The organism is Sphingomonas sp. P4_G2, assembly GCF_056401155.1.
Genome location: NZ_JBFUJY010000007.1, coordinates 153612 through 171565, shown reverse-complemented (window position 1 = coordinate 171565; position 17954 = coordinate 153612). Strand labels below are relative to the sequence as shown.

At 65.9% G+C, this 17954-nt stretch carries 13 protein-coding genes; 8 read left to right on the top strand and 5 right to left on the bottom strand.

The window, feature by feature from the left end:
* The first annotated feature begins 95 nt into the window (after positions 1–95).
* From AC1DRD_RS18960 to cobA, 8 genes are all read left to right on the top strand, one after another.
* Positions 96–677, top strand: coding sequence for an ANTAR domain-containing response regulator (locus AC1DRD_RS18960; RefSeq protein WP_478042618.1), 582 nt, complete (start codon positions 96–98; stop codon positions 675–677).
* Positions 674–1885: a CmpA/NrtA family ABC transporter substrate-binding protein gene (locus AC1DRD_RS18955; RefSeq protein ID WP_478030964.1), complete on the top strand. Its 1212-nt coding sequence runs from the start codon at positions 674–676 to the stop codon at positions 1883–1885. The genes AC1DRD_RS18960 and AC1DRD_RS18955 overlap by 4 nt, the downstream gene beginning before the upstream one ends.
* A 230-nt stretch (positions 1886–2115) precedes the next feature.
* Complete coding sequence (locus tag AC1DRD_RS18950; protein ID WP_478030962.1) at positions 2116–3354, top strand: nitrate/nitrite transporter; 1239 nt, start codon at positions 2116–2118, stop codon at positions 3352–3354.
* Positions 3355–3376: 22 nt separating this feature from the next.
* Complete coding sequence (locus AC1DRD_RS18945) at positions 3377–4582, top strand: alginate export family protein (protein ID WP_478042617.1); 1206 nt, start codon at positions 3377–3379, stop codon at positions 4580–4582.
* Entirely contained in the window at positions 4582–7098 is a 2517-nt protein-coding gene (nirB, locus tag AC1DRD_RS18940) for a nitrite reductase large subunit NirB (protein WP_478030959.1), read from the top strand. The genes AC1DRD_RS18945 and nirB overlap by 1 nt, the downstream gene beginning before the upstream one ends.
* Positions 7095–7433: a nitrite reductase small subunit NirD gene (gene nirD, locus AC1DRD_RS18935; RefSeq protein ID WP_174543173.1), complete on the top strand. Its 339-nt coding sequence runs from the start codon at positions 7095–7097 to the stop codon at positions 7431–7433. Before nirB ends, nirD begins: the two co-directional genes overlap by 4 nt.
* Position 7434: 1 nt before the next feature.
* Entirely contained in the window at positions 7435–10041 is a 2607-nt protein-coding gene (locus tag AC1DRD_RS18930; protein WP_478042615.1) for a molybdopterin-dependent oxidoreductase, read from the top strand.
* Positions 10028–10816 carry a uroporphyrinogen-III C-methyltransferase gene (cobA, locus tag AC1DRD_RS18925; protein ID WP_478042613.1) on the top strand — a complete coding sequence of 263 codons (789 nt, stop codon included), beginning with the start codon at positions 10028–10030 and terminating at the stop codon, positions 10814–10816. The genes AC1DRD_RS18930 and cobA overlap by 14 nt, the downstream gene beginning before the upstream one ends.
* 27 nt (positions 10817–10843) lie before the next feature.
* Here cobA and AC1DRD_RS18920 read toward each other — a convergent pair whose 3' ends face one another.
* From AC1DRD_RS18920 to AC1DRD_RS18900, 5 genes are read right to left on the bottom strand one after another with little or no spacing between them, the layout of a single operon-like run.
* Positions 10844–12544 carry a sulfatase family protein gene (locus AC1DRD_RS18920; protein ID WP_478042612.1) on the bottom strand — a complete coding sequence of 567 codons (1701 nt, stop codon included), beginning with the start codon at positions 12542–12544 and terminating at the stop codon, positions 10844–10846.
* Positions 12541–13470, bottom strand: a complete 930-nt coding sequence (locus tag AC1DRD_RS18915) for a formylglycine-generating enzyme family protein (RefSeq protein WP_478042664.1) — start codon at positions 13468–13470, stop codon at positions 12541–12543. Before AC1DRD_RS18915 ends, AC1DRD_RS18920 begins: the two co-directional genes overlap by 4 nt.
* Positions 13471–13517: 47 nt before the next feature.
* On the bottom strand, positions 13518–15236 hold the full coding sequence (locus AC1DRD_RS18910; protein WP_478042611.1) for a glycoside hydrolase family 3 protein: 1719 nt from the start codon (positions 15234–15236) through the stop codon (positions 13518–13520).
* Complete coding sequence (locus AC1DRD_RS18905) at positions 15233–16561, bottom strand: spinster family MFS transporter (protein WP_478042610.1); 1329 nt, start codon at positions 16559–16561, stop codon at positions 15233–15235. The genes AC1DRD_RS18910 and AC1DRD_RS18905 overlap by 4 nt, the downstream gene beginning before the upstream one ends.
* Entirely contained in the window at positions 16561–17928 is a 1368-nt protein-coding gene (locus AC1DRD_RS18900) for a sulfatase family protein (protein ID WP_478042608.1), read from the bottom strand. Before AC1DRD_RS18900 ends, AC1DRD_RS18905 begins: the two co-directional genes overlap by 1 nt.
* Between the last annotated feature and the right edge of the window lie 26 nt (positions 17929–17954).

Here is a 17954-nt window from a genome sequence, read left to right as displayed (position 1 = left end):
TCCGCGGACCTTTCATTGTCCGGTTTACCCCCCAGCCAACCCCCCAGCCATAGGTAACTCTGGCGCGCCGCTGCAGCGCAGCATATGCTTACCCCATGCGGATCGCGATCATCGACACCAGCACGACTCGTGCGGCGATCATATCCGAAGGTCTGCGCGAGGCGGGACTCGACGATCTCGTCCTGATCGACAATTCGAACGCGCTGGTCGCGCAAATCGAGGCAGCCAACCCTGAAGTCGTGCTGATCAACCTCGAAAACCCCAGCCGCGACGTGCTGGAGGAATATTTCGCGGTGTCGCGGGCGCTGGCCAAACCGATCGCGATGTTCGTCGATCAGAGCAATCCCGAGACGACCGCCGCGGCGATCGATGCCGGCGTCTCGGCCTATATCATCGACGGTCTGTCGAAACAGCGGATCATGCCGATCGTCGATCTCGCGGTGCGACGCTTCAACGCCTTTTCGCGGCTCCAGGACGAACTCCACGAGGCGCGCAACGCGCTGGCCGACCGCACCGCGATCGACAAGGCGAAGGCGATCCTGATGCGCCGCCGCGCGATCGACGAGCCCGCCGCTTATGCCTTGCTGCGCAGCCACGCGATGCAATCCAACCGCCGCATCGCCGACGTGGCGGAAGCGATCATCACCAGCGCGGCATTGATGGGGGACGATATTTGACGCTCGACCGCATCCGGATCGGCTTTCTGCCGCTGGTCGACGCCGCCTTGCCGATTCTGGCGCGCGAGCGGGGATTCGCCGCAGCGCACGGACTCGAGATCGAATTGGTTCGCGATCTCAGTTGGGCGACGGTGCGCGACCGCCTGCTCTATGGCCATACCGATGCTGCGCACATGATCGCACCGCTGGCGATCGCCACCGCGCTCGGCCGTGGCCGCCCGGCGGTCGAGATCGACGTGCCGTTCGCGCTCGGCCTCAACGGCAACGCGATCACCTTCTCGATCCCGCTCGCGGCCGAAACGCTGGAAAGCGGCCAACTCGGCGACCCGCGGACCGTCGGAGAACGCCTCCGCCAGGTCGCATTGGCGCGGGCGCAAGCGGGTCGCCCGCTCCGCTTCGGCGTCGTCCATCGCTATTCGAGCCACAATTACATGCTGCGCTACTGGTTGGCGGCGGTCGGCATCCGGCCCGACATGGATGTCGAGATCGTCACGACCAGCCCGCCTTTCGCCGCGGACGCGCTTGCCGCGGGAGAGGTCGACGGCATCTGCGTCGGCGAACCGTGGAACAGCGTGGCGGTCGATCGCGGGGTCGGACGGATTGCGCTGGTGACGGCGCAAATCTGGCGGCGCGGGGTCGAGAAGGTGCTCGCGATGCGGCGCGAGACGGTGCGCGGATCGCCCGAATTGGTCGAACGGCTGATTCGTGCGCTGCACGATGCCGCGGCGCATTTCGTCGAGCCGGACGCAGCCGAAGAGAATGCACGGATCCTGGCGCAGCCCGCTTATCTGGCGGCGCCGGAGGAGACGATCCTGCGCGCGATCACCGATCGCGTCCGTTTGTCGCAAGGCGCGACCCCGCTCCACATTCCCGATTTCATGTTCCAGTTTCGCGAGGCGGCGAACTTTCCGTGGCGCAGCCAGGCGGCGTGGCTCTATTCGCAAATGACGCGGTGGGACGGCACGCCTTTCTCGGCCGAAGAAGCCGCCCGCGCCGAAGGCGTGTTCAGGCCGGACCTGTATCGCGCTGCGCTGGCTGGGTCGTCGGCGATCCTGCCGGGCGCGAGCTCGAAACTGGAAGGTGCGATCGGCGATCCGCTCGGTGCCGGATCGGTCCAGGGGCGGCTTGTGCTTGGCGCCGATCGCTTCTTCGACGGCCGCGCGTTCGATCCCGACGATGCGCAGGCGTATCTGGCGTCGCTGCCCTGATTTTTGCTGCAAGTGCGAAATAAGCTTGCGTCCGGCGAGCGAATCACGCATCATCCCTTTCGCAGGGCAATGACGCTCGGCACGAAATAACCGCGACGACCTCCACCGACGGGGGTAATTGCGGGGCGGGTCCGACGATCCGCCAAGGCAACGAAGCCGCCCCGACGCGCCAATATTGGCTGCCGTCGGGGCGGCTTTTTTCTTGTCCATCGCACGCGAAGGGGATCCGCATGGCGACCGCATTCTGGAACAGGGAACAAGGCAGGCAGCAGGACGGCTTCTGGTCGAGCGGGCATGTCCCGACGCTGATCGCCGCGTTCCTTTATTTCGACCTCGCCTTCATGGTCTGGGTATTGCTGGGGCCGCTCGCCCCGGAAATCGCCAAGACATTGGCGCTGACGCCGGCCGAAAAGGGCCTGATGGTGGCGACGCCGACGCTCGCCGGCGCAGTGCTGCGCGTGGTCAACGGCCTGCTCGTCGACCGTATCGGTCCCAAACGCTCGGGCACGATCAGCCAGATCATCGTCATCGCCGGACTGCTGACCGCCTGGTTGGCCGGCGTAACCAGCTTTGCCGGCACCTTGGCGCTCGGCGTCATTCTCGGGTTTGCCGGGGCGAGCTTCGCGATCGCGCTGCCGCTGGCGAGCCGCTGGTACCCGCCGCAGCATCAGGGCAAGGCGATGGGGATTGCCGGCATGGGCAATTCGGGCACCGTGCTCGCCGCTCTGTTCGCGCCCTTGCTGGCCAAGGCGTTCGGTTGGAACGCCGTGCTCGGCCTGGCCTGTATTCCGCTGGTGCTCGTGCTGATCGCCTATCAGTTGATGGCGCGCGATGCGCCCAACCGCCCCGCGCCCAAGTCGCTCGCCGAATATCTCCACCCGCTCAAATCGGCCGACGCCTGGTGGCTGATGGGCTTCTATTCGGTGACCTTTGGCGGGTTCGTCGGACTCGCCGCCTCGCTGCCGATCTATTTCACCGATCGCTTCGGGCTGACGCCGGTGGCCGCCGGCTATTGCACTGCCGCCTGCGTGTTCGCCGGCTCGCTGGTTCGGCCGCTCGGCGGCGCGATCGCCGACCGGATCGGCGGTGTGAAGGCACTGACCGCCGTGTTCGCCGCCGCCGCGCTCGCGCTGGTGGCGGTCAGCATGGCGCCGACCCTGGTCATGGCGATGGCGATGTTCGTGCTGGCCATGCTGGCGCTGGGGGTCGGCAACGGATCGGTGTTCCAGCTGGTGCCGCAGCGGTTTGCCGAAGAGATCGGCGTGATGACCGGGCTGGTCGGCATGGCGGGCGGCGTTGGCGGTTTCTACCTCGCCTCTTCGCTCGGCATCGCCAAGCAGCTGACTGGCAGCTTCGCACCCGGCTTCCTGATCTTCGCGGGACTCGCACTGGTCGCCGGACTCGGTCTGCTGATCGTCAAGCATTCCTGGCGCCGGCGCTGGGGCGCGGCGGCAGGCGTGCGGATCTGAACGAGAGCAGGGGAGACACGCGATGAAACCTGCCTGGTTGATCCTTGGAAGCGTGCTGGCGGCAAGTCCCGCCATGGCGCAGGACATCAAATTGAAGCCACTGATCGATGCGCGGTTGCGCTATGAAACTGTCGATCAGGCGGGGCTGCCGAAAGATGCGGAGGCGGCGACCATCCGCATCCGCAGCGGGGTGCAGGCGAGCAGCGGGCCGCTTTCCGCGATCGTCGAAATGCAGGGCACCCTTGCGCTGGTCGGCGACTATTATGACGGACTGCATGGCGCCGCCACGCGCCCGCTGATCGCCGACCCGCAGAATATCGCGCTGTACCGCGCGCAGCTCCAATATCGCACCAAAGCCGTCGCCCTGACCGTCGGCCGCCAGCGGATAGCGCTCGACGACGAGCGCTTCGTCGGTGCGGTGCCGTTTCGCCAGAACGGCCAGACCTTCGATGCCGCACGCTTCGAATGGACGGGCGTGAAAGGGCTGAAAGCCGACCTGGCCTATGCCTGGCGGGTCAACACCGTCTGGGGAATCGACGGCGTGGGCGCGCGGCCGCGGTCGATCGGGGGCGACAATGTGCTGGGCAATTTGTCCTATGCCAGCCCGCTCGGCACGATCACCGGCTTCGCCTATCTGGTCGACCAGGACGAAGCCGCGGTGCAGGGGTTCCGCCTGTCGAGCCAGACCTATGGCGCGCGGCTGGCTGGCGCGCGCCCGCTCGGCAAGGGGGTCAAATTCTCTTACCAGCTGAGCTACGCGACCCAGTCCGATTATGACCGCAACCCCAATCGCTATCGCGCCGATTATTATCTGATCGACGGCGGACTCGATCTCCACGCGGTCAAGCTCGGCGCGGGGTATGAAGTGCTCGGCGCCGACAAGGGTGCCGCGCTCACGTCCTTCCAGACGCCGATCGCGACCGGCTTCAAGTTCCAGGGCTGGGCCGACAAGTTCCTGACGACGCCGCCCGATGGCGTCCGCGATCTCTATGGCAATCTCGGCTATGGCTGGAAACAGGCGGGGCCGTTCAAGGCATTGACGCTGCAGGCGGTCTATCACCGCTTCGCCAGCGACCGGCATAGCCGCCTCTATGGCGACGAGATCGACCTGCTCGCCAGCGCCAAGCTGGGCAAGACCAGCCTTTCCGCCCGCTACGCCGATTACCAGGCGGACGGCTTCGCCACCGATACCCGCAAATTCTGGCTGCAGCTCGATTGGAGCTTGTGATGGATTTCCTTGTTTCCGCGTCCAACCCTGACTCCGAGCCGGACGCGCCGTCCGGCTCGGAGTCGGGCCTTCCCCATCTGGTCGTCATCGGCAACGGCATGGCCGGATGCCGCGCGGTCGAGGAACTGATCGCTCGCGACGCCGGGCGTTACCGGGTGACGATCTTCGGCGCCGAACCGCGGGTGAACTACAACCGCATCATGCTGTCGCCGGTGCTGGCGGGCGAGAAGACGTTCGACGACATCGTGATCAACGACGCCGCCTGGTACGCGGATAACGGAATCGAGCTGGTCGCCGGCGATCCGGTGGCGGCGATCGACCGCGCCGACAAGACCGTAACCGCGCGATCGGGCCGGTCGGTGCGCTACGACAAATTGCTGATCGCGACCGGATCCGACCCGTTCATCATTCCGGTGCCGGGCAAGGAGCTGCCCGGCGTGATCACCTTCCGCGACATGGACGACGTCGATCATATGCTGGCGGCGGCCGATCGCGGCGGCAGCGCGGTGGTGATCGGCGGCGGGCTGCTGGGGCTGGAGGCGGCGCACGGCCTGTCGCTGCGCGGGATGAAGGTCACCGTGCTCCACTTGATGCCGACCCTGATGGAGCGCCAGCTCGACGAAGCGGCAGCCTGGCTGCTCAAATCGGCGCTGGAGGCGCGCGGCCAGACCGTCCTGACCGGCGCCGACACCGCCGAGATCCTGGGCGACGGCAAGGTCGAAGCGGTGCGGCTCAAGGACGGACGCGACATCCCTGCCGACCTGGTAGTGATGGCGGTCGGCATCCGACCCGCGGTCGGTTTGGCGCGCGCGGCCGGCCTGGCGGTGGGGCGCGGCATCCAGGTCGACGACCATATGGTCACCAGCGACCCCGACGTGCTCGCGGTCGGCGAATGCGTCGAGCATGACGGTCAGGTCTACGGGCTGGTGGCGCCGCTCTGGGATATGTGCCGGGCGCTGGCTGACGGACTGGTCGAGCGGCCGAGCGGCTATCGCGCCAGCGTCACCTCGACCAAGCTCAAGGTGGCCGGGCTCGACGTATTCTCGGCGGGTGATTTCGCCGGCGGTGAAGGATGCGAGGACATCGTGCTGCGCGATGCCAGCCGCGGCGTCTACAAACGCGTCGTGCTCAAGGACGACCGCGTGGTCGGCGCGGTGCTCTATGGCGATACCGCCGATGGCGGCTGGTATTTCGACCTGATGAAGCGAGGGGAGGATATCTCCACCACGCGCGACCTGTTGATCTTCGGCCAGGCCTTCGCCTCGGGAGGGGGGCAAGCGGACCCTAAGGCGGCCGTTGCGGCACTCTCCGACGGAGCGGAGATTTGCGGCTGCAACGGCGTCAACAAGGGTCAGGTCGTCTCCTGCATCGCCAAAGGTGCGCACAGCCTCGATGCGGTACGCTCGGGCTGCAAGGCAAGCGCGAGTTGCGGATCGTGTACCGGGCTGGTGGAGACCCTGCTCGCACTGACACTCGGCGAGGATGTCGAGGCGGGCCCGAAGACGATGTGCAAATGCACCAGCTTCGGCCATGACGACGTCCGGCGCGAGATCGTCGCGCAAGGCATGCGCTCGATCCCCGAGGTGATGCACAAGCTCCACTGGTCGACGCCGGATGGATGTTCGAGTTGCCGCCCGGCGCTCAATTACTATCTGCTCTGCGCCTGGCCCGGCGAGTATGAGGACGACCAGCAGAGCCGCTTCGTCAACGAACGCCTCCACGCCAACATCCAGAAGGACGGCACCTATTCGGTCGTTCCGCGCATGTGGGGCGGCATCACCAGCCCGCGCGAGCTGCGCGCGATCGCCGACGTGGTCGAGAAATACGACGCGCCGATGGTCAAGGTGACCGGCGGCCAGCGGCTCGACATTTTCGGGATCAAGAAAGAGGATTTGCCTGCGGTCTGGGCCGACCTCAACGCCGCCGGCATGGTCTCGGGCCATGCCTACGGCAAGGCGCTGCGCACGGTGAAGACCTGTGTCGGCTCCGAATGGTGCCGCTTCGGCACCCAGGATTCGACCGGGCTGGGCGTCAAGCTCGAGCGCGGTTTCTGGGGCAGCTGGATGCCGCACAAGTTCAAGATGGCGGTCTCCGGTTGTCCGCGGAACTGCGCCGAGGCGACGATCAAGGATTTCGGCGTGGTCTGCGTCGACTCGGGCTACGAACTCCATGTCGGCGGCAATGGCGGCATCCATGTCCGCGCGACCGATCTGTTGACCAAAGTCGCGAGCGAGGAAGAGGCGATCCACGTCGCCGCCGCCTTCGTCCAGCTCTACCGCGAGGAGGCGCGCTATCTCGAGCGCACCGCGCCGTGGATCGAGCGCGTCGGGCTGCAACATATCAAGGATCGCGTGGTCGAGGACGAAGCCGGCCGCGACGCGCTCGCCGAGCGCTTCTGGTATTCGCAGAAATTCAGCCAGGACGATCCCTGGGCCGAACGCGCCTCGGGTGCGGCGCGCGAACAACATGCGCATATGGCGCATTTTCAACCTTTGGCATTGGAGGTCGCGGAATGATCGGCGATTGGCTCGATATTGGCTGGCTCGATCAGATTCCGGTTCGCGGCAGCCGCACCGTCACCGTCTCGGGCGGCGAGGAAGTCGCGGTGTTCCGCACCGCCGACAATCGCGTCTTCGCGCTCGCCAATCGCTGTCCGCATAAAGGCGGACCGCTCAGCCAGGGCATCGTCCACGGCCACAGCGTCGCCTGTCCGCTGCACAATTGGCGGATCGCGCTCGCGACTGGCGAGGCGCAGGGCGAGGACAAAGGCTGCGCGCCGACCATCCCGGTCAAGGTCGATGCCGGCCGCGTGCTGCTGTGCCGCACTTCGACGCTGAAGGCCGCCGCCTGACATGGAAGCGGTCCGCACCACCTGCGCCTATTGCGGGGTCGGGTGCGGCATCGTCGCGCGGCGGACCGGCGAGCGCAGCGTGGAGATTGCCGGCGATCCCGATCATCCCGCCAATGCCGGTCGGCTGTGCTCGAAGGGCACGCATCTCGGCGAGACGGTCGGGCTGGAAGGACGCCTGCTCCATCCGATGATCGGGACCAAGCGCGTCGGCTGGGATCGCGCGCTTGACTTGGTCGCGCGGCGCTTTCGCGACACGATCGCGCGCCATGGGCCGAACAGCGTCGCTTTCTACGTCTCCGGCCAATTGCTGACCGAGGATTATTACGTCGCCAACAAGCTGATGAAGGGGTTCATCGGCTCGGGGAATATCGACACCAATTCGCGGTTGTGCATGTCGAGCGCGGTCGCCGGCCATGTCCGCGCGTTCGGCGAGGATGTGGTGCCGGCAAGCTATGCCGATCTCGACATGGCCGACCTGATCGTGCTGGTCGGGTCGAACACCGCCTGGTGCCATCCGATCGTCTATCAGCGGATCATGGCCGCGCGCGCCGCTCGCGGGACGAAGCTGGTGGTGATCGATCCGCGCCGCACCGAAACCGCGGCCGAGGCTGACCTCCATCTGGCGATCCGGCCGGGCAGCGACGTCGCGCTGATGAACGGGCTGCTCGCCTGGTGCCGCGACGCCGGGCTGATCGATCACGACTATCTCGCCGGACATGTCAGCGTTCCCGGCGATTTCTGGGACAAGCTTGGAGAGGGGAACGATCTGTGGTCGACGGCGCGGACGTGCGACGTCCAACCCGCCGACCTCAGACGTTTCTACGATCTGTTCGCCGCCAATCCGCGCACGGTGACGATGTTCAGCCAGGGCATCAACCAGTCGGTCAGCGGCACCGATCAGGTCAACGCGATCACCAACCTTCACCTCGCGACCGGCCGGATCGGCAAGCCCGGTGCGGCGCCGTTCTCGATCACTGGCCAGCCCAATGCGATGGGCGGACGCGAAGTCGGCGGGCTCTCTTCGACCCTGGCGGCGCATATGGATTTCGCGCCCGAAAACGTGGCGCGGGTCGGCCGGTTCTGGGCGGCGCCCAACATGGCGACCAAGCCGGGATTGAAGGCCGTCGACCTGTTCCGCGGCGTTGGCGAGGGGCGGATCAAGGCGGTGTGGATCATGGCGACCAACCCCGCCGTCTCGATGCCTGATGCCGGCCAGGTGCGCGAGGCACTGGCTGGATGCCCGTTCGTCGTCGTGTCCGATGTCATCGCCGATACCGATACCAGCCGCTTCGCGCATGTCCGCCTGCCGGCGACGGCCTGGGGCGAGAAGGACGGCACGGTGACCAATTCCGAGCGCTGCATCAGCCGCCAGCGTCCGATCTTCGCGCCGCCGGGCGAGGCGCGGCCCGATTGGTGGATCGTCAAGGAAGTCGGCCGTCGCATGGGCTGGCGGTCGGCCTTCGCTTTCGACCGTCCGGTGGACGTGTGGCGCGAACATGTCCGGCTGAGCGCCTATCAGAATGACGGCGCGCGCCGCTTCCGCCTCGACCGCGCGACGCCGGGCAATAGTGATTATGAGACGATGGAGCCGTTCCGCTGGGGCGACGACGCCTTTGCCGATGGCGTCTATCCGACGCCGGACGGGCGGGCGCGGCTGGTCACCGTCACCCAGCGCGCCGGCGAGCGGCCGCTCGACCGCTGGCCGATGACGCTCAATACCGGGCGGTATCGCGACCAATGGCATACGATGACGCGCACCGGGCTCGCCCCCAAGCTCGCACGCCATCGCGAGGAGCCGTTGGTCGAGATCCATCCCGACGACGCCGCGCGGCTGGACATCGCCGACGGCGCCCTGGCCCGCGTGTCGACGCCGCGCGGCGAGAGCCTCTATCGCGTTGCCGTGACGGACGCGCAGCGGCTCGGCGAATTGTTCGTCCCGATCCATTGGACCGATCGCGGGTCGACCGGCGGACGCACCGGGCTGCTGCCGCGCCCGCTGGTCGATCCGCATTCGGGCCAGCCCGGCTTCAAGACGACGCCGGCGGCGATCGCGCCGGTGGCTACCGCGTGGCACGGCTTCCTGCTCATGCGCGGCGAGCCGGCCGCGATGCCGGACTGCCTGTGGGCCACCCGCGTCGCGGTGCCGCAAGGGACATTGTGGGAACTGGCCGGCGACGGCGACGCCGCGGCGATCGAGCGCCTCTTGCCGCAAGGCGACCGCATCGAAGCGTTCGATCCAGCCAAGGGATCGCGCCGCATTGCCGTCATCCGCGAGGAGCGGCTGGCGGCATTGCTGTTCGTCACGTCGGAGGGCGTGCTGCCATCGCGCGACTGGCTGATCGCGCAATTGGCGGCGCCCGCGGTCGCACCCACCCTGCTCGCGGGCCGTGCGCCGGGCCCGAGCGTCGATCGCGGTCCGATCGTCTGCGTCTGTTTCGATATCGGCGCGCGCGTGATCACCGACGCGATCCGCGCGGATGGCCTGGCGGACGTTGCCGCCGTCGGCGCGGCGCTCCGCGCGGGAACCAATTGCGGATCGTGCCGCCCGGCGATCGCCGGATTGATTGCCGAGCACGCCAATCGGGAGAGTGTCAATGTCGGTCGATGACTTTCCGCCAGGCAGCGTCTGGCTGGTCGGCGCGGGTCCCGGAGACCCCGATTTGCTGACGCGCAAGGCCGAGGCGCTGTTGCGCCGCGCCTCGGTCGTGTTCCACGACGCCCTGGTCGGACCTGGCGTGCTGGCTCTCATTCCCGACCATGTCCGGCTGGTCTCGGTCGGCAAAAGGTCCGGGCGCCATTCGCGCGACCAGGAGGCGATCAACCGCCTGCTGATCGAGGCGGCCGGCGACGGCGAGCGCGTCGTCCGCCTCAAGGGAGGCGACCCGACCTTGTTCGCCCGGTCCGCCGAGGAAGTGGCCGCGCTCTCCGGCGAGGGGATCGCTGTTCGGATATGCCCCGGCATCACCGCGGCAAGCGCTGCCGCGGCATCGGCGGGACTATCGCTGTCGTTGCGCGGTCAGGCGCGCCGCGTCGAATTCGTCACCGCGCACGCCGCACCGGGCCGCCCGCTTGACCTCGATTGGAGTCGGCTGGCCGATCCCCAAGCGACGATCGCCTTCTACATGGGACGCGGCGCCGCGGCCGATATCAGCCGAAACCTGATCGCCGCCGGACTTGCCGCGGCGACGCCCGTGATCGTGGCGTGCGATATCAGCCTGCCGGGAGAAACCAGGCTGCAGACCCGGCTCGACCTGCTGCCGTTCGCGGTCGCGGCGATCGCCGACGATCGCCCGACGCTGATCATCGTCGGTGAGGTCGTCGCGCCGCCTGGGATAGCGATGGCGCAGGTCGCCGGGACGAAAGCGGCCGACGCGCAACGTTAGAGCGTGATGACGTGAGGAGCGTCCCGCTTACCGCTTGGTCGTGCGATCCGGGACATAAGGCCGCCCGGCCTTGTCCGCAGCTGCCTTGGCCGGCGTATCGGGGAACAGGTCGTTCATCTTGGTCGGCAAATTGGGCTGGACGTACCATTGCGGCGGAAAATCGGCCGCGCGGGTGCCGTTCGCGTCGCGGTTGACCAACCCGCTACTGGTCTTCTCGGTGTAGGGCACGACATGCTGCCCCCTGCTGTTGGAGAGTTGCTCGAACAGCGCGTGGCGCAGCACCAACTTGCGATCGAAATAGGCGGGATCGTCGACCAGATTGTTCATCTCGTCGGGATCTTTGGAGAGGTCGTACAGTTCCTCAATATCCCATACCCCCTGATACTGGATGTATTTCAGGCGATCGCGCTCGATGGCAAAGGTGGTCGGCGTTTGCGGGAAGGTCCATTCCCAATAATATTCATAGACGAAATCGCCGGGCTTCCAGTCGGCCGGTTTCACTTTGCCTTCGGCCAATGCGAGCCAGCTCTTTCCTTCCATCTGCTTCGGCTCGGCAAGATGGGCGACATCGAGGAAAGTTGGTGCCAGATCGAGGTTGCGCACCAGGGCAGGGTTGACCGCGCCGCGCGGCAGCATGCCCGGAGCATAAGCGATCATCGGGACGCGGACCGATGGCTCATAGGCATTGCGCTTGTCGATCAGGCCATGGTCGCCGATCAGGAAGCCATTGTCCGAATAGAAGACGATCATCGTGTTCCGTTCGAGGCCTGCCTTCTTGAGATAGGCGATGATTCGACCCAGGCTCTCATCGACCGGCGACAGCGTGCGGTAGATATCGCGCACCTGCTCGGTCAGCTTGCGATCGGTATGATACGGGAAGCCGGCGCCATGCCAGCTGTTGCGCTGGTTACGCACCCATATCGGCTTGCCGCGATTATTCTCGGGCGTGTTCGCCATGCTGGCCGGCAGCTTGATCTCGAGATTGCTATATTGCGTCTTGTAGCGATCCGGCGGCACCGCGTCCGAATGGACGGCCTTGTGGCTCAGATAGAGGAAGAACGGCTTGCTCGGATCGCGCCCCTTCTCCAGCCAGTCCATCGCATAATCGGTCAGCTCGTCGGTGATATAGCCCGTTCGCTTGACGACCTTTCCGTCGACATTCAGCGTCTGGCGCTCGCCCGCCGCGATCTGGGCTGGCGATAGCTGATCGGTCGGGAAATAGGTTCCCTGACCCTTGAAGCTGACCCATTTGTCGAATCCCGGACGCGGGGCGTCGGTGTCGTTGCCCATATGCCACTTGCCGAAGAAGCCGGTCTGATACCCGGCCTGCTGCAGATAGGCGGGAAAGAAGATCAGGCCTTTTTCCGACGAATTGTTGTTGTCGATCACGCCGTGATTGCGCGCCGTCTGTCCGGTGAGGATGGTCGCGCGGCTCGGCGAGCATAAGGACGAGGTGACGACGGCATTGGGGAAATAGACCCCGTTCTTCGCCAGATAATCGATATTGGGAGTCCGCAGGCCAGGGGTGAGGAACCCCATCGCATCGAAGCGAAGATCATCGACCAGCACGAAGATGATGTTTTCGGGTTTCGCCGGTACGGGCCTTGCCGGCTTGGGTTTTCCCGCCGGAGATACCGTTGCGGGTCCTCGGGCGGACAGCGGAGAGAGCGCCAGGGTGCAGGCCCCCAGCGCGACGATGCTCAGGCGAAAGCGGCGACGGACGGTCATGGTCTGTCCTTTCTGCGAACCACGCATCGAAAGCCGATATGACTGGTGGAGGAGTCGATCGCCTGGGCGTGCCGAGCCGCCGGGCGATAGCGCTGGCAGTAATTGGCGGCGCAAAGATGCGATCCGCCTTTCAGCACCTTGCGCCCGATCCGCACGTCCGGCGTGACCGGATCGCGGCTGTCGCGCTCGCGGCCGCCACGCGGATTGGCCGGAACGCAGCAGGCGTTGCTACGCTTCTTTTTCTCGATCGTCGGAAGCGCCCACCAGTCCGCGGTCCACTCCCAGACATTGCCGATCATGTCGAACAGTCCGTAGCCGTTGGGCGGATAGGTGCCGACCGGCGACGTGCGCTCCCATCCGTCGAGCAACTGGTTGGCAAAGGGAAAGGCACCTTGCCAGTAATTGGCGAGCATTCGGCCCTCGGGCGCCAGCTCGTCACCCCAGGCGAATTCGGTGCCGTCCAGGCCGCCGCGCGCGGCATATTCCCATTCCGCCTCGCTCGGGAGGCTTTTGCCGGCCCAGGCGGCATAAGCTTCCGCATCGCTATAAGCGACATGGACTACGGGGTGATCGGCCAGATCGTCGATCCCGCTGTCCGGTCCGAGCGGATGGCGCCAGTCCGCACCGAAGGCGAAGCGCCACCACAAGGAGAAATCCTGCAGGTCGACCGGTCCCGCGGTCGGCTCGAACACCAGCGATCCGGGTTGCGCCATCTCGATCGGCATGCCGGGATAGTCCGCCGGATCGGGAGCGATCTCGGCCAAGGTGCGATGACCGGTCGCGGCGACGAATTGGGCGAATTCGCGGTTGGTGACTGGCGCTTCATCGATCCAGAAGGGGTCGACGCGCACCAGGCGCACCGGCGACTCTTCCGGGTAGAAACGCTGCGATCCCATCTTGAAGACGCCGCCGTCGAGATGACGCATGCCGGCGGTCGACGCGATGCTTTCACCTGTCGTGACGGACGCCGGTGTCACCATCGCAACTGCTCCTGACCGCAAAGGGCGTCGACCGGGCTGCGTCCGGTGAACCCCGCCTCGCCGACCAGCCGGCGAACCAACTCGCGCTGGTTGTCGGCCAGCGAACAATAAGCGTTGATATAGGTCGAGAAATTGGGCGCGTCGTAGAGATAATAAGGCTGGCCGAACGACACCAGCAAGGTCGGAACCTCGCGGTTGAACTGGGCCATCGCCTTGCGCGACCCGCCATGCAGTTTGGCCATGTCGAGGAAGATATGGCCAAGGCTCGGCGTCGCTTCCTGGCCGATCAGATAGACCAGCAAATCGGTGTCGGCCGGCGTCGGAAAGTGATCGCGATCGTACAGGCGCAATTCAAAGCCGCGCCGCTCCATCTCTTCGACAAACGGGGCGAAGCTGCGCTCGGGCGCGCCGGAGAAAAAGCTCCAGCCCTGCTCGGCGATCATCGTCACGCGCCGATGGCGCACAGGGTCGAGCGGCAGCAGTGCTTGCGTATCCTTGACCAGCGTCAGCCCCTCGCCAGCCGCCCGCCGCGCGGTGGCGAGATCGGCCGGCCGTCGCAGCCGCGCGCGGACCATATCGAGTGGTGGGAGCCGCTCCTCCACGGTGGCGCGGTGCAGGCCGAGCTTCGCCTTCAATGTCAGCATCCGGGTTACCGCTTCGTCGAGCCGGGCCTCGCTCAACCGGCCCTCGCGCAATCCCTTGAGCATCAGCGCCATGTCGGATCGCGGGTCGCGGCTGAACAGGAACACATCGCAGCCATTCTCGATGACCGCCGGGACCGCCTCTTCGCGGTCCATCCAGCTGGTGAGCCCACCCATCGGGGTCGCGTCCGACACGATGAGTCCGCGAAAACCCAGGCCATCGCGTAACAATGTCTGGTTGAGCAGGCGCGAGACCGACGCCGGACGGAAAGCCTCGCGGCCCGCGTCGGGGATCAGCGACCGCACGAAGGCGGGCAGCGCGATGTGCGCCGACATCACCGTCATCACGCCATCGCCGATCAGCGAACGATAGATGCGCCCAAAACTGTCTTCCCATTCCGCGAGATCGAGCGGATTGACGGTGGTGGTCAGATGCTGGTCGCGGTCGTCAATCCCGTCGCCCGGCCAGTGCTTTGCGGTCGCGGCGATACCATGCGCCTGCAGCACCCGGACATAGGCACGCGCCTGCGCGATGATCGTGTCGGTATCCGCGCCGTACGACCGCGTACCCACCACGGCGTTACGGAAAGCGCGATTGATGTCGACGACGGGCGTGAACGACCAATTATACCCCAGCGCGCGGCTTTCGCTCGCGACGATCGCGGCGATTTCTTCGGACAGGGCCAGATCGGCGCAGGCCGCGACCCCCATCTGATTGGGAACGGGCGTGACGAACGGATAGCTGGTCGTGCCGCCTTCGATATCGCCCGAAAGGATCAACGGAACCTCCGCGTGGTCCAGCGCGTCGCGGGTCGCGCGCCAACTTGCGGCGAGGTCGCCGGCGGGGAAGCGGTGAACACCGCCCGGAGCGAACGCGGTGAGCGTCGCGGTCTCCTCGGCCGTGTCTTCGCGGCTCGACAGCACGAAAAGCTGCGCGATACGGGCTTCGGTATTCAGACCGTCACGGGTGCGTTCCACCCATTGCCGGTCCGCCGGGAGAAGCGCGAGCGGATCCGGCATGGCGCCGGTCTGATCGGTCATGGGCGGCATGACCACGAGTTCGGGGGTCATTCGGTGCCCTCGACCGATTGGGTGGCCTTGAGCCCGTGCATGCCGAGCAGGAGAAAGGCTACGGCGAGCGGTGAGAAGACGGCGCAGGTGATGGCGATGGCCTCGGGCAGGCGCTGCGGATCGCGGAAGCCGTAATCGGTGATGAGCGCCACTACCATCGGCCCGAGAACGCCGCCGACGAGGTTGACCAGCAGCATGTAGCCGGCGGAGACGAGCGCTCGCATGCGATTGGGCGTGAGATCCTGGAGCGCGGCAAGGCCTCCGCCGAGGTTGAAGCCCGCGAAGAAGTTCATCGCGCCGATCATCGCCAGGGCCAGCCACGGTGCCGCGACCAGCGGAAACCCGATCGTGAGCGGCACCAGCGCGACGAATCCGGTCAACGCCACCAACAAATTACCCCGCGAGAAGCCGAGGCGATGCAGCCAACTGGCGCAGAAGCCGCCGGCCAAGGCGCCGGTCGTCCCGCAGAAGAAGACAATCAATCCGTAGCGCGCCCCGATTTCCGCGATCGTCCAACCGAACTTTCGCCCGAAAAAGGCGGGAATCCACGCACCCGTGCCGTTGCCGACCAGGATCATCATCGCAAAGCCCAGGCCGATTCCGAAATAGGCCGCCTTGCGCGACAGGACATGGCTGAACAGCGCTGTAAGCGGCACCGAACCGGAATCCGACGTCAGCCCGCGGCGCGCGGGTTCGCGGATCGCCAATACCAACAGCGACAGGAGCAAGCCCGGCATACCCAGTGCGAGGAAGACGACGTGCCATCCCTTCACCGCGCCAATCACCGGGAGCGTGAACGAGCTTTCCGGCGGCAGCACGCCGGCGACCAGTCCGCCGATGAGCAATGCCAGCGCACCGCCGAGATAGACGCCCATCTGATAGACGCCCATCGCCGAGGCGAGCCGTTCGCGGGGAAAATAGTCGGACAGCAACGAATAAGCGGACGGGCTGAATCCCGCCTCGCCCGCGCCGACGCCGATGCGCGCCACGAACAAGGCGCCGAACGATCGAACGAGCCCGCACGCTGCGGTCGCCAGGCTCCACACGAAGATCGACGCCGCGATGATGTTGCGCCGATTGGAGCGATCGGCCAGTCGCGCGACCGGAATGCCGACGCCGACATAGAAGAGCGTGAAGCTCAATCCATAGAGGAGGCTCATCGCCGTATCGGAGGCATGCAGATCCTGTTTGATCGGCTGCACAAGCAGCGCGAGTGCCTGACGGTCGACGAACGCCAGCGTGTTCGCCAACATTAGCACGATCGCGACGAACCAGGCGGTGCGCGCGGGCGGCCAGACGTCCGCGCTGGTCGACTCCTCGCCCATCAATCGGGCTGGACCAGGCCGGGCGGCGTGAAGTCGCGGAAAACCGCCGGAACACCCTTCTTGAAACCGGCGAAACGCGCGCGCGCGTTGGCGAAGCGCGCGCGCATGTCGGCAAGCACCTCGGGATAGCGATCGGCGACGCTGTAGCTTTCGCTGGAATCGGCGGCGATATCGTAGAGCTGGGGATATTTGGCGTCGGTCGAGATCAGGTGACCGCGATAATAATCGAACGCCACATATTTCCACCGCTGGGTACGGATGCCGACAAGGTCCTCGTTGTTGAACAACAGCAGTTCGTCATGGGTCGTTCGCGCTGCCGACCCGTCAAGAACCGGCGTGAGGTCGCGGCCGTCGAGCTCGACCTGTGGCAACGATGCGCCGGCGAGCCTGCATAACGTGGGCAGGAAATCGATTCCCATGGCGATGGCATCGGTGCGGCGTCCGGCGGGAATCAGACCCGGCGCCCAGGCGATGAGCGGGACGCGATAGCCGCCATCATAGCCGCCGCCGCCTTTGCGTTGGCGCAGACCTCCCGCCGAACCCTCGAACCAGGGACCGTTGTCCGACGTGAAGAGGATCACCGTGTCGCGATCGAGCTTGTTCGCCTTGAGCTTGGCGACCAGCCGGCCGACGATATCGTCTATCTCCGCGACGACATCGCCATACGAACCGACCGCTGCGCGTCCCCGAAAGGCCTTGTTGGGATATTCCGGCAAATGCGGTGCGCTCAACGCCAGTTCGACGAAGAACGGGCGGGACGCGTTCCGCTCGATGAAGCGCTCGGCTTCGGCGTAGAAACGTTGCTGCAATTGGGGCAGGTCCGACTTCTCTTCCCGCACGGGTCCGTCGCCGTCGATCGTGTAGAGCGGCAGCGGCGCCATGTCGTGGCTGTAGGGAATGCCGAAGAAGTAGTCGAAGCCGTGCGCGATCGGGGTCCAATGGTCGCCGGTATGGCCAAGATGCCATTTGCCGAACAATCCGGAAACATAACCGGCAGGCTTGAGCGCTTGCGCGATCGTCACCTCGGATTGAGGCAAAACGCGCGTGTCGTTCTGCATGATGACCTGATAGCCAAGGCCGGTACGGACCGGATAGCGTCCGGTCAGCAACCCGGCACGCGAGGGCGTGCACACATTGGCGGGCGAATAATAATCGGTGAAGGTGAGGCCCTGCGCCGCCAGCTTGTTGAGATTGGGCGTGGGGATACGGCGTCCGCCCGTCGGCTCGATATCGCCATAGCCAAGGTCATCGCAAAGGATGACGATGAAGTTGGGTGGCCGTTTGGAACCGCGTGCACCCAACGGGCCGGATAGGGCCTGGCTGGCCAGCAATGCCGCTGCCGACCCGAGAAGCTGACGACGATCCATCCCTTGGTTCCTTCAAAAATCGCCCG

Excerpts from the sequence above, each read along its gene's own strand:
- AC1DRD_RS18950 (WP_478030962.1), top strand. The coding sequence starts at position 2,116 with ATGGCGACCGCATTCTGGAACAGGGAACAAGGCAGGCAGCAGGACGGC.
- nirB (WP_478030959.1), top strand. The coding sequence starts at position 4,582 with ATGGATTTCCTTGTTTCCGCGTCCAACCCTGACTCCGAGCCGGACGCG.
- AC1DRD_RS18915 (WP_478042664.1), bottom strand. The coding sequence starts at position 13,470 with ATGCGTCATCTCGACGGCGGCGTCTTCAAGATGGGATCGCAGCGTTTC.
- AC1DRD_RS18910 (WP_478042611.1), bottom strand. The coding sequence starts at position 15,236 with ATGACCCCCGAACTCGTGGTCATGCCGCCCATGACCGATCAGACCGGC.
- AC1DRD_RS18905 (WP_478042610.1), bottom strand. The coding sequence starts at position 16,561 with ATGGGCGAGGAGTCGACCAGCGCGGACGTCTGGCCGCCCGCGCGCACC.
- AC1DRD_RS18900 (WP_478042608.1), bottom strand. The coding sequence starts at position 17,928 with ATGGATCGTCGTCAGCTTCTCGGGTCGGCAGCGGCATTGCTGGCCAGC.
- cobA (WP_478042613.1), top strand. The coding sequence starts at position 10,028 with ATGTCGGTCGATGACTTTCCGCCAGGCAGCGTCTGGCTGGTCGGCGCG.
- nirD (WP_174543173.1), top strand. The coding sequence starts at position 7,095 with ATGATCGGCGATTGGCTCGATATTGGCTGGCTCGATCAGATTCCGGTT.
- AC1DRD_RS18920 (WP_478042612.1), bottom strand. The coding sequence starts at position 12,544 with ATGACCGTCCGTCGCCGCTTTCGCCTGAGCATCGTCGCGCTGGGGGCC.
- AC1DRD_RS18945 (WP_478042617.1), top strand. The coding sequence starts at position 3,377 with ATGAAACCTGCCTGGTTGATCCTTGGAAGCGTGCTGGCGGCAAGTCCC.
- AC1DRD_RS18960 (WP_478042618.1), top strand. The coding sequence starts at position 96 with ATGCGGATCGCGATCATCGACACCAGCACGACTCGTGCGGCGATCATA.
- AC1DRD_RS18930 (WP_478042615.1), top strand. The coding sequence starts at position 7,435 with ATGGAAGCGGTCCGCACCACCTGCGCCTATTGCGGGGTCGGGTGCGGC.